Annotated in this window: 12 protein-coding genes and 2 pseudogenes; 8 read left to right on the top strand and 6 right to left on the bottom strand. The window is 73.6% G+C overall.

Features of this window, described 5'->3' with window-relative positions; genetic code table 11:
• Positions 1 to 47 precede the first annotated feature (47 nt).
• The 4 genes from AC0OO9_RS17225 (at position 48) to AC0OO9_RS17210 (ending at position 4,908) form a co-directional block, all read left to right on the top strand.
• Complete coding sequence (locus AC0OO9_RS17225) at positions 48 to 1,154, top strand: citrate synthase 2 (protein ID WP_089002315.1); 1,107 nt, start codon at positions 48 to 50, stop codon at positions 1,152 to 1,154.
• Positions 1,155 to 1,446: 292 nt separating this feature from the next.
• Complete coding sequence (gene serC / locus AC0OO9_RS17220) at positions 1,447 to 2,574, top strand: phosphoserine transaminase (RefSeq protein ID WP_151454143.1); 1,128 nt, start codon at positions 1,447 to 1,449, stop codon at positions 2,572 to 2,574.
• A 187-nt stretch (positions 2,575 to 2,761) separates the two neighbouring features.
• Positions 2,762 to 3,844, top strand: coding sequence for a septation protein SepH (sepH, locus tag AC0OO9_RS17215; protein WP_132231924.1), 1,083 nt, complete (start codon positions 2,762 to 2,764; stop codon positions 3,842 to 3,844).
• 77 nt (positions 3,845 to 3,921) lie between these two features.
• Positions 3,922 to 4,908 carry an aldo/keto reductase gene (locus tag AC0OO9_RS17210; protein ID WP_484511120.1) on the top strand — a complete coding sequence of 329 codons (987 nt, stop codon included), beginning with the start codon at positions 3,922 to 3,924 and terminating at the stop codon, positions 4,906 to 4,908.
• A 10-nt stretch (positions 4,909 to 4,918) separates the two neighbouring features.
• On the opposite strand, the gene thpR is transcribed toward AC0OO9_RS17210, so the two are convergent.
• The 5 genes from thpR to AC0OO9_RS17185 form a co-directional block, all read right to left on the bottom strand.
• Positions 4,919 to 5,497: an RNA 2',3'-cyclic phosphodiesterase gene (thpR, locus tag AC0OO9_RS17205; protein WP_484511119.1), complete on the bottom strand. Its 579-nt coding sequence runs from the start codon at positions 5,495 to 5,497 to the stop codon at positions 4,919 to 4,921.
• Between the two features lie 13 nt (positions 5,498 to 5,510).
• A complete protein-coding gene (locus AC0OO9_RS17200) occupies positions 5,511 to 6,020 on the bottom strand; it encodes a hypothetical protein (RefSeq protein WP_484511118.1) in 510 nt (169 codons plus the stop codon).
• 87 nt (positions 6,021 to 6,107) lie between these two features.
• Positions 6,108 to 7,391: an MFS transporter gene (locus tag AC0OO9_RS17195; RefSeq protein ID WP_484511117.1), complete on the bottom strand. Its 1,284-nt coding sequence runs from the start codon at positions 7,389 to 7,391 to the stop codon at positions 6,108 to 6,110.
• 68 nt (positions 7,392 to 7,459) lie between these two features.
• A complete protein-coding gene (locus AC0OO9_RS17190; RefSeq protein ID WP_484511116.1) occupies positions 7,460 to 7,909 on the bottom strand; it encodes a MarR family winged helix-turn-helix transcriptional regulator in 450 nt (149 codons plus the stop codon).
• 119 nt (positions 7,910 to 8,028) lie between these two features.
• Positions 8,029 to 9,507, bottom strand: a complete 1,479-nt coding sequence (locus AC0OO9_RS17185; RefSeq protein ID WP_357576798.1) for an NCS2 family permease — start codon at positions 9,505 to 9,507, stop codon at positions 8,029 to 8,031.
• 88 nt (positions 9,508 to 9,595) lie between these two features.
• Here AC0OO9_RS17185 and AC0OO9_RS17180 point away from each other — a divergent pair, with 88 nt between their 5' ends.
• Entirely contained in the window at positions 9,596 to 9,844 is a 249-nt protein-coding gene (locus AC0OO9_RS17180; RefSeq protein ID WP_484511115.1) for a DUF2530 domain-containing protein, read from the top strand.
• A 45-nt stretch (positions 9,845 to 9,889) separates the two neighbouring features.
• On the opposite strand, the gene AC0OO9_RS17175 is transcribed toward AC0OO9_RS17180, so the two are convergent.
• Positions 9,890 to 10,729 carry a DUF3027 domain-containing protein gene (locus AC0OO9_RS17175; protein ID WP_421456988.1) on the bottom strand — a complete coding sequence of 280 codons (840 nt, stop codon included), beginning with the start codon at positions 10,727 to 10,729 and terminating at the stop codon, positions 9,890 to 9,892.
• Positions 10,730 to 10,816: 87 nt separating this feature from the next.
• Here AC0OO9_RS17175 and AC0OO9_RS17170 point away from each other — a divergent pair.
• The 3 genes and pseudogenes from AC0OO9_RS17170 to AC0OO9_RS17160 form a co-directional block, all read left to right on the top strand.
• Positions 10,817 to 12,230 (top strand): annotated as a pseudogene (locus tag AC0OO9_RS17170) (MFS transporter); the annotation flags it as partial.
• Between the two features lie 131 nt (positions 12,231 to 12,361).
• Positions 12,362 to 12,550, top strand: a pseudogene (locus AC0OO9_RS17165) (hypothetical protein); the annotation flags it as partial.
• On the top strand, positions 12,547 to 13,197 hold the full coding sequence (locus AC0OO9_RS17160) for a futalosine hydrolase (RefSeq protein ID WP_484511114.1): 651 nt from the start codon (positions 12,547 to 12,549) through the stop codon (positions 13,195 to 13,197). The pseudogene AC0OO9_RS17165 and the gene AC0OO9_RS17160, both read left to right, overlap by 4 nt.
• Position 13,198 lies beyond the last annotated feature (1 nt).

The raw sequence follows: 13,198 nt of genomic DNA, 5'->3' as shown, positions 1-13,198 counted from the left end.
GGACCGGAGCCCCGGGCGGGCGCACCGAGCAGATCCAGGAGAGCGACATGGCCGATTTCAAACCCGGGCTGGAGGGCGTCGTAGCCTTCGAGACCGAGATCGCCGAACCCGACCGCGAGGGCGGCGCGCTGCGCTATCGCGGCGTCGACATCGAGGATCTGATCGGCCAGGTCTCCTTCGGCAACGTGTGGGCGCTGCTGGTCGACGGGCGGTTCGGCCCGGGTCTGCCGCCGGCGGAGCCGTTCCCGGTGCCGGTGCACTCCGGTGACATCCGGGTGGACGTGCAGTCCGCGGTCGCGATGCTGGCCCCGTACTGGGGTCTCAACCAGCTGCTCGACATCTCCGACGAGCAGGCCCGCGAGGACCTCGCCCGGGTGTCGGTCACGGCGCTCTCCTTCGTCGCCCAGTCGGCGCGCGGCCTGGGCCTGCCGGCCGTGCCGCAGAAGGAGATCGACAAGGCGTCCACCATCGTCGAGCGCTTCATGAAGCGCTGGCGGGGGGAGCCGGACCCGCGGCACGTCAAGGCCGTCGACGCCTACTTCATCTCGGCCGCCGAGCACGGCCTGAACGCCTCCACCTTCACCGCCCGGATCGTCGCCTCCACCGGCGCGGACGCCGCGGCCTGCATCTCCTCCGGCATCGGCGCCCTCTCCGGCCCGCTGCACGGCGGCGCCCCGTCCCGCGTGCTCAGCATGCTGGAGGCGGTCGAGCGCAGCGGCGACGCCGAGGGCTACGTCAAGGGCGTCCTCGACCGGGGCGAGCGGCTGATGGGCTTCGGCCACCGCGTCTACCGGGCCGAGGACCCGCGGGCCCGGGTGCTCCGCCGCACCGCCAAGGAGCTGGGCGCGCCGCGCTTCGAGATCGCCGAGGCGCTGGAGAAGGCCGCCCTGGCCGAGCTCCAGGCCCGCCGGCCGGACCGGGTGCTCGCCACCAACGTCGAGTTCTGGTCGGCCGTGGTGCTGGACTTCGCCGAGGTGCCGGCGCACATGTTCACCTCCATGTTCACCTGCGCCCGGATGGGCGGCTGGAGCGCGCACATCCTGGAGCAGAAGAAGCTCCAGCGGCTGGTCCGCCCGTCGGCCCGCTACGTCGGCCCGGGCACCCGCAAGCCCAGCGACGTCGAGGGCTGGGACGCCATCCCGCACGGCGTCTGAGATGTGAGGAAGGGCCCCCTCCTAACGCCTGGTGCACAGGAAGGGGCCCTTCCTCGCGTCCGGGTGCGGTCGGGGGCGGCGTGCTGGCACGGATTGTGGTGGACGCCTCAACGTCGCTGGTGGGATCGGCGGCCGGTGCGGCCGGCGCGGGTGGGAGGATGAGGGCCGGCAGTGACGCCGGACCGGGCCCGGGTCCCGGCCACGTCGTGCGCCTGAGCGCGCGTCCGCCGTCGATCCGCGCCCGCCTGAACACCGGGCCCGCCCTCGCCCATGCGGAAGGATCTCGACAACCGTGGCTGACGCACCGACCATCCGGATTCCCGACGACCTCAAGCCCGCCGACGGGAGGTTCGGCTGCGGGCCGTCCAAGGTCCGTCCGGCGGCGGTCTCCGCCCTCGCCGAGGTGGCGACGAGCTACCTGGGCACCTCGCACCGGCAGAAGACCGTCCGCGACGAGGTGGCCCGGCTGCGCCGCGGCATCGCCGACTTCTTCTCCCTCCCCGAGGGCTACGAGGTGGTGCTGGGCAACGGCGGCACCACGGCCTTCTGGGAGGTCGCGACGTTCGGCCTGGTCCGCGACCGGGCGCAGTTCGCCAGCTTCGGCGAGTTCGGCGCGAAGTTCGCCAAGTCCGTCAAGGACGCCCCGTTCCTCGGCGAGCCCACCGTCCGCAAGTCGGAGGCCGGCACCGCGCCCACCCTGACCGCCGAGGCCGGGGTGGACGTCTACGCCACCCCGCACAACGAGACCTCGACGGGTGTCGCGGTGCCGATCAGCCGGGTGGCCGGCGCCGACCCCGGCTCGCTGCTGCTGGTCGACGCCACCTCGGGCGCCGGCGGCCTGGACGTCAACGTCGGCGAGACCGACGTCTACTACTTCGCCCCGCAGAAGTGCTTCGGCTCCGACGGCGGCCTGTGGCTGGCCCTGATGTCGCCGGCCGCGCTGGAGCGGGCCGGCGAGATCAAGGCGTCCGGCCGCTACATCCCGGCCTTCCTCGACCTGGTCACCGCGATCGACAACTCGCGGCTGGAGCAGACCTACAACACCCCGGCGCTGGCCACCATCTTCCTGGCCGCCGAGCAGACCGACTGGATGAACTCCCAGGGCGGGCTGGCCTGGGCGGCCAAGCGCACGGCCGAGAGCGCCGCGATCGTGTACGGCTGGGCGGAGCGCTCCGAGGTGGCGACGCCGTTCGTCACCGACCCGGCGCTGCGCTCCAACGTGGTCGCCACCATCGACTTCGCCGAGTCCGTCGACGCCACCGCGATCGCCAAGGCGCTGCGCGCGAACGGCATCGTGGACACGGAGCCCTACCGCAAGCTGGGCCGCAACCAGCTTCGTGTCGCGCTCTTCCCGGCCGTCGAGCCGGCCGACGTCGAGGCGCTGACCGCGTCGATCGACTACGTGGTCGAGCGACTCTGACCGCCGTCACGGTCGGTGGCCGCCGGACGCGTCGGCGGCCACCGACCGTGATCATCGTCGCAGCTCAGTCGCGACATGCGGGTGTCGCATCCCCCACCTGCGGACAGATGCGCGTACGGTGGTGCGAGGACGCCCGGGTGGCCGGCTCGTGGCGTGACGGCCAGCGAAGCGGGACGGAGGCAACGCGATGCGCCCAGTACGCTTCGTCGCCCTCTCCGAGGACGGCCAGGCCCTGGTGCTCGCCGACGAGGTCGGGCGACTGCTCGCCCTGCCCATCGACGAGCGGATCGCCGGCGCGTTGCACGCCGAGCCCGGCGCCCCGCCGCTCGCGGTGGCCCCGTCGGCGACCGCCGACCCGGTGCCCTCACTCTCCCCTCGGGACATCCAGGCCAAGATCCGCTCCGGTGAGTCCGCCGAGGACGTGGCCCGGATCGCCGGCGTGCCGGTCGACCGCGTGCTGCGCTACGCCGGCCCGGTGCTCCAGGAGCGGGCCATGCTCGCCCAGCACGCCCGCCGCACCCGGCTGAAGGGCGCGGAGAAGCCCACCCCGCTCGCCGAGGTGGTCAACGGCCGGCTGGCCCAGCACGGGATCGACACCGAGAAGATCTCCTGGGACGCGTGGCGCCGCGACGACGGCACCTGGCGGATCGTGGCGACCTGGCCCTCGGGCAAGGCCACCGCGCAGGCGATCTGGGATCTCGACAAGACCCGGCAGTCGGTCACCCCGCACGACGACATGGCGCAATACCTCTGCGCCGAGCGGCCCACCCCGATCCTCGGCCAGGAGCCGGCACCGGAGCGGGGCGGCCACGCGCTGCCGGGCCCGTCGCGCGGCGAGCCGAGCCGGGGCGGGCACGGTCTGCCGGCGGCGGCGGAGCACAGCCGTCCCGGGCGCGACCCGATCCGGGCCGGGCGGGACGCCCTGCTCGCCTCGCTCGACCGTCCGCTCGGCTCGACCTCGGGTCGCGGGCTCGAACCCCGCACCCCGGCTGCCCTGGCCGGGCAGGACGCGCCACGCCAGCGGCCGGTCGGCGGCGGGGCGGCGGCGCTGCTCGGCGGTGGGCAGGGTTCCGCCTTCGACGACGACTCGGACGCCCCCAAGGAGGTGCCGGCCGTGCCGTCGCTGGCGGTGCTCCGGCCCCGTCGCACGGGCGCGCCGGCGGCAGCGGCGGGCGAGTCGACCGACGCCGGCGGTAAGCCGCGCAAGCGCCTGCCGAGCTGGGACGACGTGCTCTTCGGCAGCGGCCCGGCGGCCCGCGAGTCCTCGTGACCGCCTGACTCCGGCGACCGCCCGGTCGCCGGAGTCAACGCGAGGCGCTCCGACTGCCGCCGTGGCAGGGTGGCCCCATGGAGTACACGAACCTCGGCCGTACGGGCCTGTCGGTCAGCCGCCTCTGCCTCGGCACGATGAACTTCGGGCCGCAGACCACCGAGCCGGACAGCTTCGCGATCATGGACCGGGCCCTCGACCACGGCATCAACTTCTTCGACACCGCCGACGTCTACGGCTGGCAGACCGGCGAGGGGATCACCGAGCAGATCATCGGGCGCTGGTTCGCCCAGGGTGGCGGCCGGCGGGAGAAGGTCGTGCTGGCCACCAAGGTCTACGGCAAGATGGGCGAGTGGCCCAACCAGCAGGGCCTCTCCGCCCGGCACATCGTCCGGGCCTGCGAGGACTCGCTGCGCCGCCTCCAGACCGACACCATCGACCTCTACCAGATGCACCACGTCTCGCGGAGCACGCCGTGGGAGGAGATCTGGCAGGCCATGGAGACCCTGGTCGCCCAGGGCAAGGTCCTCTACGTCGGATCGTCCAACTTCGCCGGCTGGCACATCTCCGTGGCGCAGGAGGCGGCGGGGAAGCGCCACTTCCTCGGCCTGGTCTCGGAGCAGTGCATCTACAACCTCATGACCCGGTACGTCGAGCTGGAGGTGGTGCCCGCCGCGCAGCACCACGGGCTGGGCGTCATCCCGTGGTCGCCGCTGCACGGCGGGCTGCTCGCCGGGGTGCTGCGGAAGATGGCCGAGGGCGGGGCCGCGCGGGGCGCCAGCGGCCGCTCCGCCGACGCGCTCGCCGAGCACCGGCCGACCATCGAGGCGTACGAGAAACTCTGCGGCGACCTCGGTCACGACCCGGCGGACGTGGCCCTCGGCTGGCTGCTGTCCCGGCCCGGGGTGACCGCCCCGATCATCGGGCCGCGCACCACCGACCAGCTCGACCGTTCCCTGGGCGCCCTGACCGTCGAGCTCGACGAGGACACCCTCACCCGCCTGGACGAGCTCTTCCCGCCCGTCGGCAACGGCGGCCCCGGCCCCGAGGCCTGGGCCTGGTGACCGGGGAGCGTCAGAGGGGCCAGGCGGCCAGGCGCTCGTAGGTGGGGCGGGGGCCGGGGTGGCTGCGCACGAGGACCATCTCGCCGGCCGGCCACTCCGGGCCCTCGTAGTCGTCGAGGGTGGTCACGTCGGCGACCACGTCGGCCGGGGGCACCCGGTCGCCGGGGCGCGCGACGGTCAGGTGCGGGCGGAACGGCCTCTCGTCGTGCGGCAGGCGGGCGTGCCGTAGCCGGGAGCGGATCAGCCGGGCCAGCACCAGCACCGGCTCCACCTCGCCGCGCAGGTCGACCCAGAGCACGGTGAACCGGCCCCGCCCGAACCGCCCGCCGCCGGCCAGCCGGAGCCGGGGCGCGGCCTGGCGGCCGTCGCGGGACCACTCGGCGGCGAGCCCGAGCGCGCTCTCCACGGCGACCAGCCGGTCGGCCTCGACGTCGCCGAGGAAGGCGAGGGTGACGTGCGCGTTGGCCGGGTCGGCGAGCCGGACGTTGGTCCCGGCGGCGGCCGCCGCGCCGATCCGCAGGCGGGCGACCTGCGCGCCGAGGTGCGCGACCGCCTCGGGCGGTGGGTAGAGCGCGACGAAGAGCCTCACGCGGGCCCCGCCCTCAGCGGTGACGCTGCCAGTGACCGGCCCGGGCGGCGGGCAGGGTCAGCCCGGCGGTGTGCAGCAGGCCCTCCACCCGGACGCGTTCCAGCTCCAGGTCGACGCCCTCCAGCTCGGTCAGGTGCTCGGCCAGCCCGAGGGCCCGGCAGGCCAGCCGGAGCCGGTCGTCGTACGCCTGGAGGACCATGCCGTGCCAGACGGGCTGGCGGCCGTCGGAACCCACCCCCTGGCTGCGCAGGCGGCGCAGGTCGGCGGCGAGTTCCTCCAGCGGGCGCCGGTCGGGCCGGTCGAAGGCGGTGAGGTCGATGTCGCGGGTCAGCGCGCCGGCCTCGACCGCCCGGTCCAGCCGGGCGATGGTGCGCCGCTCCCGCCGGCGCTCACGCCACTCGGCGTACCCGCAGGCGACCCGGTCGATGATCTCGTCCGCGCAGAAGACCAGGGCGATCAGCGCCGGCAGGCTGGCCATGGCGACGATGGCCAGGATCAGCAGCAGCGCGCGTCCGAGCTCCACGTATCGACGCTAAGCCGCTTTCCCCCTTACCGCTACCGCTTTCGTGTCATCCGGCCCAGGAAGCGGTCGGCCCACCTGGGGACGGGCTCAGCAGTCGGCGGAGGTGACGTAGAAGCGCGGCATCGGCAGGATGCGGAAACGCAGCCGGGCGCCGGAGCGGCGCAGCTGCCAGGTGAGCGCGATCAGGATGGTGGCCAGCGAGATCAGCCCACCGCTCCAGATGCTGGCGCCCGCGCCGTAGGTCTCGGCGACCCAGCCGATGAGCGGCGCCCCGACCGGGTTGGTGCCGAGGAAGACCAGCACCCAGAGGGCCATCACCCGGCCGCGGAAGGCGGCGTCCGTGCCGAGCTGGACCCGCTGGTTGGCCGCCTGGGCGAAGTACACCATGAAGAACCCGGTCGGCAGCAGCAGCGTCACCACCATCCAGTACGCCGGGGCGAGCCCCACCAGCGTGCCGAAGCTGGCGCAGCCGACTCCCGCGCCGAGCACCAGCCAGACCGACGGGCGGCTGCGCCGCCCGGTGCCGGCGAGCGCACCCACCAGCGCGCCGACGGCCAGTGCGGTGCTGAACAGCCCGAACGAGGCGGCGCCGGTCTGGAACACGGTCTTGGCCAGCGCGGCGAGGGTGAGCTGGAAGTTGAACAGCGACATGCCGATCACCGACATCACCGCCATGGGCAGCAGCAGGTCGGGCCGGCGCCACACGTAGCGCAGCCCGTCGACCACCTTGGCCGACGCCCGCTCGTCGCGCGGCGGCAGCGCCTCCCGGTGCAGCTCGGCGGGGCGCATCCGGATCACGGTGACCAGCGGGGCGATCGAGCTGAGGGCGGTGAACATGAAGACCGGCCCGACGTCGAAGGCGGCGATGGCCAGGCCGGCGACGGCCGGCCCGACGATCCGGGCCGAGTTGAACACGGCCGCGTTCAGCGAGAGCGCGTTCGGCAGCAGCGACGTACCGACCAGCTCCGAGACGAACGCCTGCCGGACCGGGGTCTCCACGGCGTTGGCGACGCCGAGCAGGGCCGCGAACGCGAAGACGTGCCAGAGCTGCACGAGGCCGGTGATCACCAGCAGGCTCATGGCGAGCGCCAGCACGGTCCAGAAGGCGTTGGCGACGAAGAGCAGCATCCGCTTGTCGTAGCGGTCGGCCAGGCGCCCGGAGAGCAGCGTGAGCAGCAGCACCGGGGTGAACTGGAGCGCGGTCACCACGCCGAGCGCGGTGGCGGAGTTGTCGGAGAGCTCGAGGACCAGCCAGTCCTGGGCGATGAACATCATCCAGACGCCGATCAGCTTGATCAGCTGCCCGGATGCGAAGAGCCGGTAGTTGCGGACCTGTAGGGACTGGAACATCGTGCTCAGCTTCGCCTGCACTCTTGGTGCGCCTCCTCGCGGTCGTACGCGTCATCGACGGCGGACGGCGCGGTGGCACGACGCGCGGGTCAGGCGCGGGCGACCTGCTGAAGGATCTCGGCAGCCTGCCGCAGGGTTTCCCGCTCGGCTTCGGTCAGGTCGGCCAGCCGGCGGGCCAGCCACTCGTCGCGGACCCGCTCGAACTGGTCGAGCACGGCCCGTCCCCCCTCGGTCGCCGCCAGGATGACCTGCCGGCCGTCGGTCGGATGGGGGGTGCGCTGCACGAGGCCGCGCTCCTCCAACTTCGCGACGATCCTGGTCATCGTGGGCGGCTGCACCCGTTCCACGTCGGCCAGTTCCCGAGGCGTCAGCGCACCCGCCAGCCGGAGGCTGGTGAGCGCGGAGAGCTGGGTGACCGTGAGGTCGCCGACCGGCCGGGCCTGGCGGACCCGTCGGTTCAGCCGGGTGATCGCATCACGCAGCTGCGGTGCCAGCTGCGCCGGTGGCACGCGTTTCGCCGTCACCGTCCGCTCCGTCACGATAGTTAGCCTAACTAATTAGCTTGGCGAATGACCACTGATATGACCACGCTCACGAGAAGTTTGTCCTGCTCCGGGCCGGGTACCCCGTTCGGTCACCGGCCCGGAGCAGGCCGTGTTCAGAGCACCACGGACTCGATCGGTCCACGCAGGAAGTAGAGCACGAAGAGGGCGGCCACCCCGTACAGCAGCGGGTGGATCTCCCGGGCCTTGCCCTTGGCGAGCTTCACCACCACGTACGTGATCAGGCCGGCGCCGATGCCGTTGGAGATCGAGTACGTGAAGGGCATCAGCACGATCGTCAGGAACGCCGGGATCGCGATCTCGTAGTCGGACCAGTCGATCGTCCGCACCGCGGTCATCATCAGGAAGCCGACCACCACCAGCGCCGTCGACGCCGCCTCGAACGGCACCACCACGACCAGCGGCGCCAGGAACATCGCCAGCAGGAACAGCGAGCCGGTGACCAGGTTGGCCACGCCCGTACGGGCGCCCTCCGCCACACCGGCGGCACTCTCGATGTACGACGTGTTGCTGGACGTGCTCGCCGCACCGCCGGCAGCCGCCGCGATCGAGTCGACCAGCAGGATCTCCTTGGCCCGCGGCGGGGTGCCCCGCTCGTCGAGCATGCTCCCCTCCTGGCCGACCGCCACCATCGTGCCCATGGTGTCGAAGAAGTCCGTGATCAGCAGGGTGAACACGAACATCAGGACGACGACCCAGCCGGCCCTGCCCCACGAGTCGAACAGGTTGAAGTTGCCGAGCAGCGACAGGTCCGGCACGTCCACCCAGGTCTTCGGCAGCTCGGGCACGTTGAGCGCCCAGCCCTTCGGGTTGGGCTTGCCGTCGACGAAGGACGGCCCGATGTTCGCCACCGCCTCGACGATGATCGCCACCACGGTCGAGCCGAGGATGCCGATGAGGATCGCGCCCTTGACCCGCCGCACCATCAGCACGATCGTCAGCAGCAGACCCACCACGAAGACGAGCAGGGGCCAACTGGCCAGGCTGCCGCCGATGCCCAGGCTGACCGGAACGGTGGTGTTCTGCACGTCCGGCACCCGGCGCACGAAGCCGGCGTCGACCAGGCCGATGATGGTCAGGAAGAGGCCGATGCCGACGCCGATCGCCGTCTTCATCTGCGTCGGCACCGAGCGGAACACCGCCGTACGCAGGCCGGTCAGCACCAGCACCGCGATGATCACACCCTCGATCACCACGAGGCCCATCGCGTCCGCCCAGGTCATCTCCGGGGCGATCTCGTACGCGACAAGCGCGTTGACGCCGAGGCCGGCGGCGAGCGCCAGCGGGAACCGGCCGACCACGCCCATCAGGATGGTCATCAGGCCGGCGACCAGGGCGGTTGCCGCGGCGAGCGCGGCGATGGAGAGCTTCTTGCCGTCGCCGTCGACGGCACCACCGATGATGAGCGGGTTGAGCACCACGATGTACGCCATCGTGAAGAAGGTCGCCAGGCCACCGCGTACCTCGCGGCTCATCGTCGAGCCACGGGCGGAGATCTCGAAGTACCGGTCGAAACCGTTCCGGGGGTGCGCTGGGTCGGGTGGTGTGCCGTTCTCGGGCGGCGCTACTGCCATCAGGTCCTCGCAGGTGGAACTTCCGTTGTCGCGCGCATCGTCGCAGATCACCGGCCAGCAGGAAAAGTTGATCGCGTACGCTTGCCGCGTGCCGAAGGAGCAGCCCCCGCGGCCCGAGCCGCTCGACCCGCCGATGGTGCCGTTCGCCCTCGCCGGGATGGCGGCCTGGGCGATCGCCGGGCTGGTGCTGCTGGTCTTCTTCCGCGACTGGCTGACCGCGCACGATCACCAGGACTGGCTGTGGACCTGCCTGGCCGGTTTCCTCTGGGGTTTCCCCGGTCTCGCCGTGATGATGCGGCACGACGCCAACCGACGTCGCCGCCGCGCTGGCCGCTGACCTGCGACGACACCGGTCCGCCGGACCGGCGCCGCGCCAGTGGCGTCAGGGGTGGCCGTACGGCTCCGCCGGCTCCGCGGCCTCGACGGAGCCCGGCGCCCGGCTGACCGCCACGGGCTCGACCGCGCTGTCGTCGTAGACCGTCGGCATCTCGTCGACCGGGGTCTCGGCGGCCTCGATCAGGGTCTCCGAGTGCGCCCCGCAGCCGTGGTCGGCGCTGACCACCCGACCGTCGTCGGGGGCGTAGAAGTTGCCGCAGGCCCCGAAGGACTGCCGCAGGGCGCCGGCGAGCGGCAGGTAGAAGCCGCAGGTGCCGCAGCGGGCGGCGGCGGGGGCGGCGGCCGAGATCGCGGCGGACGGGCCGTGGTCGCCGTCGTACCAGCGCTGGGCGGCCTCACTGCGCCCCTCCCGGGAGAGCACCCGGGCCCGGCCGAGACCCAGCTCCCACGCGGTCTCCTCGACCGCCGGGTCGTCGGAGAGCAGGTAGCCGGGCTGGAGGCGGTCGTCGTCCGCCGGGGTGGGCAGCAGGTCGCCGGGGCCGAGGTCGCCCGGCTTGAGCCGCTCCTGCCACGGCAGCCAGCCGGGCGCGAGCATCGCGTCCGTGCCGGGGATCAGCACCGTCTCGCAGACGGTGACGTGCCGGCTGCGCGGCACGCGGGTGACGGTGACCGCCCACCGCCAGCCCCGGTAGCCGGCGAGCCGGCACTCGAAGTAGTGGGTGACGAGCCGGTCGCCCTCCGCGACGGCCTGCAGGTGGTCGCCGATGTCCGAGGGGTCGACCTCGGTGATGGCGTCACGCGCCACCTCGACGGCGGCGGCGCAGACCTGGTCGAGACGAGCGGCACGGGCGGAGGCAGGCCTGGTCACCCAACCATTGTTCCCCATGCGTACGGCCGACCGACAGGCACCCGCCGACGACGTTCTGGGACAGTGGTGCGGCACGGACGGACCGGATGGGTGAGGATGGTGGGCATGCCGCTGTTCTCCCGCTCCGGGCGGTCCGTACTCGGGCGGACCGTCGGCACCGGCATCAAGGCCGTCCGCCTGCTGTTCCGTGGCTCGGTCAGCAGTGGCCGCTGGATGACCCGGCGGGCGGGCCGGGCCCGCACCCGGGGCGCCGGGGGCGAGGTCGGCATGGTCCGCCTCTTCGACCTGCACGCGGTCTCCTGCGCCGGGGACACGCTGATCGCCATCGGCCTCGCCGGGACGATCTTCTTCAACGTCCCGCTCGGCGAGGCACGCAGCAAGGTCGCCCTCTACCTGCTGGTGACCATGGTGCCGTTCGCCATGCTCGCCCCGGTGGTGGGCCCGCTGCTCGACCACTTCCGCCACGGTCGCCGGTACGCGCTGGCCGCCACCATGCTCGGCCGCGCCTTCCTGGCCTGGCTGATCTCCGACTACATCCACGGCTTCGGCCTCTACCCGGCGGCCTTCGGCGTGCTGGCGCTCTCCCGCGCGTACGGGGTGGCCCGCTCGGCGGCCGTCCCACGGCTGCTGCCGGAGGGGCTGGGGCTCTCCCAGGTGGGCGCCCGGGCCAGCGTCTACGGCACGGTGGCCGGCGCCCTGGTCGCTCCGATCGGGCTGGCCGCCTTCTGGTTCGGGCCGCAGTGGCCGCTCCGGGTCGCCTCGATCATCTTCCTGGTCGGCATGGTGATCTCCCTGCGCCTGCCGCCGAAGGCCGACTCCGAGCCACCGGAGCGGGTGCCCCGGCCGCTGCGTGCGCTCTGGCGGCGCACCGGCGACCGCCCGCTGGGCCGGGGACGGCCGGCCGGCCGGCTCGTGATCGCCACCCTGATCGGTGCCGCGACGCTGCGCGGGCTGTACGGGTTCCTGCTGCTCTTCCTGGCCTTCGCGATCAAGGCCGGCGACCTGACCACCGTCGTCTTCGGACGGGACCTGGGCGACGAGGGGGCGCTGGGCCTCGTCGGCGCCGCGCTGGCCGTGGGCACCTTCCTCGCCACCGCGATCGGCACCCGCCTGCGCATCCACCGACCCGTCGCGATCCAGTCCAGCGGCATGATCATCGTGGGTGGGGTGGCGATCCTCGCCGCGTTGAAGTTCTCGCTGCCGATGGTCGCCCTGCTCTGCCTGGTGGCCGCGCTGATGAGCGGCATCGCCAAGCTCACCGTGGACGCCTCGATCCAGGAGCGCATCCCGGAGCGGCTGCGGGCCAGCTCGTTCGCCCACTCCGAGACCGTGCTGATGCTCGCCTTCGTCGCCGGGGGTGGGCTGGGGCTCGTACCCTTCGACGGCCGGATCGGGATCGCGGTCGCCGCCGGGGCCGGCACGCTGGCCGCCGTCCGAGGCGTGGTGGTGGCGAACCGCCTGCGCGCCGAGCGGCTGGCCGGTCGCCCGCTCGACGACGACGAACTGGCCGAGACCGACGATGCCGGCAGCAGGGCCGGTGCCGGCACCGGCACGAACGACCGGACCGGCACGGGCGACACGGTCCGCGCACGCACCGGGGCCGGCGGAGGCAACGGGGATGAGCCGGCCGGCACGGGCGCCGGCGCACACGCCGAGGCAGAGGACGGACCCGACACTGGGGTGGCGCCCGTCTCGCCCGCCCCGGCGCAGGGCTCGCCGCTGGACGACCCGGCACTGGCCCCGCCCGGGTACCACATCTACCGGCCGTCGTCGGCGGTCGGCGGGCCGGGCGGGGCGGACGACGAGACCCGGCGGGAGCCGCAGGGGCCCCTGCCGTGACGGGCCTGCTGGTGGTCACGGCGGTGCCCGCCGAGGCCGAGGCGGTCCGCGCGGGCCTGACGGATGCGTCGACGACGGTGCTGCCCGTGGGCGTCGGCCCCGCCGTCGCCGCCGCCACCACCGCCCGGCTGCTGGTGCTCGCCGAGGCGGCCGGGCGCCCGTACCGCGGCGTGGTCAGCGCGGGCGTGGCGGGCGGCTTCGCCGGCCGGGCGGACGTCGGCGCGACGGTGCTGGGCGCCGTGTCCGTCGCCGCAGACCTGGGCGCCGAGTCGCCGACGGGCTTCCTCCCGGTGGACGAGCTGGGCATGCCCCGGGAGTGGCTCGGTGTGGGCATCGCGCTCGCCGCCGACCCCGGCCTGCTGGCGGCCCTGCGGGCCGCGCTGCCGACGGCCACGGTGGGCGCGGTGTTGACCGTCAGCACGGTGACCGGCAGCGCCGCCAGCACCGACGCCCTGCGCCGGCGTCACCCCGACGCGGTCGCCGAGGCCATGGAGGGGTACGGCGTGGCCGTCGCCGCCGCGCAGGCCGGCGTCCCCTTCGTCGAGCTGCGTACCGTCTCCAACCCCATCGGCCCCCGCGACCGCGACGCCTGGCGCATGCGCGAGGCGCTCGCCGCCCTCACCACCGCCGCCGCGGCCCTGACCTGAA

This window comes from Micromonospora sp. USAFONa4 (assembly GCF_057197825.1).
Note: the sequence above shows the minus strand (reverse complement) of the source record. Positions and strands in the feature narration are given on the sequence as shown.

What these genes read in the sequence shown, in the direction of transcription:
- AC0OO9_RS17225 (WP_089002315.1), top strand. Translation starts at nt 48, where the DNA reads ATGGCCGATTTCAAACCCGGGCTGGAGGGCGTCGTAGCCTTCGAGACC.
- AC0OO9_RS17210 (WP_484511120.1), top strand. Translation starts at nt 3,922, where the DNA reads ATGGAGTACACGAACCTCGGCCGTACGGGCCTGTCGGTCAGCCGCCTC.
- AC0OO9_RS17175 (WP_421456988.1), bottom strand. Translation starts at nt 10,729, where the DNA reads ATGGGGAACAATGGTTGGGTGACCAGGCCTGCCTCCGCCCGTGCCGCT.
- sepH (WP_132231924.1), top strand. Translation starts at nt 2,762, where the DNA reads ATGCGCCCAGTACGCTTCGTCGCCCTCTCCGAGGACGGCCAGGCCCTG.
- AC0OO9_RS17185 (WP_357576798.1), bottom strand. Translation starts at nt 9,507, where the DNA reads ATGGCAGTAGCGCCGCCCGAGAACGGCACACCACCCGACCCAGCGCAC.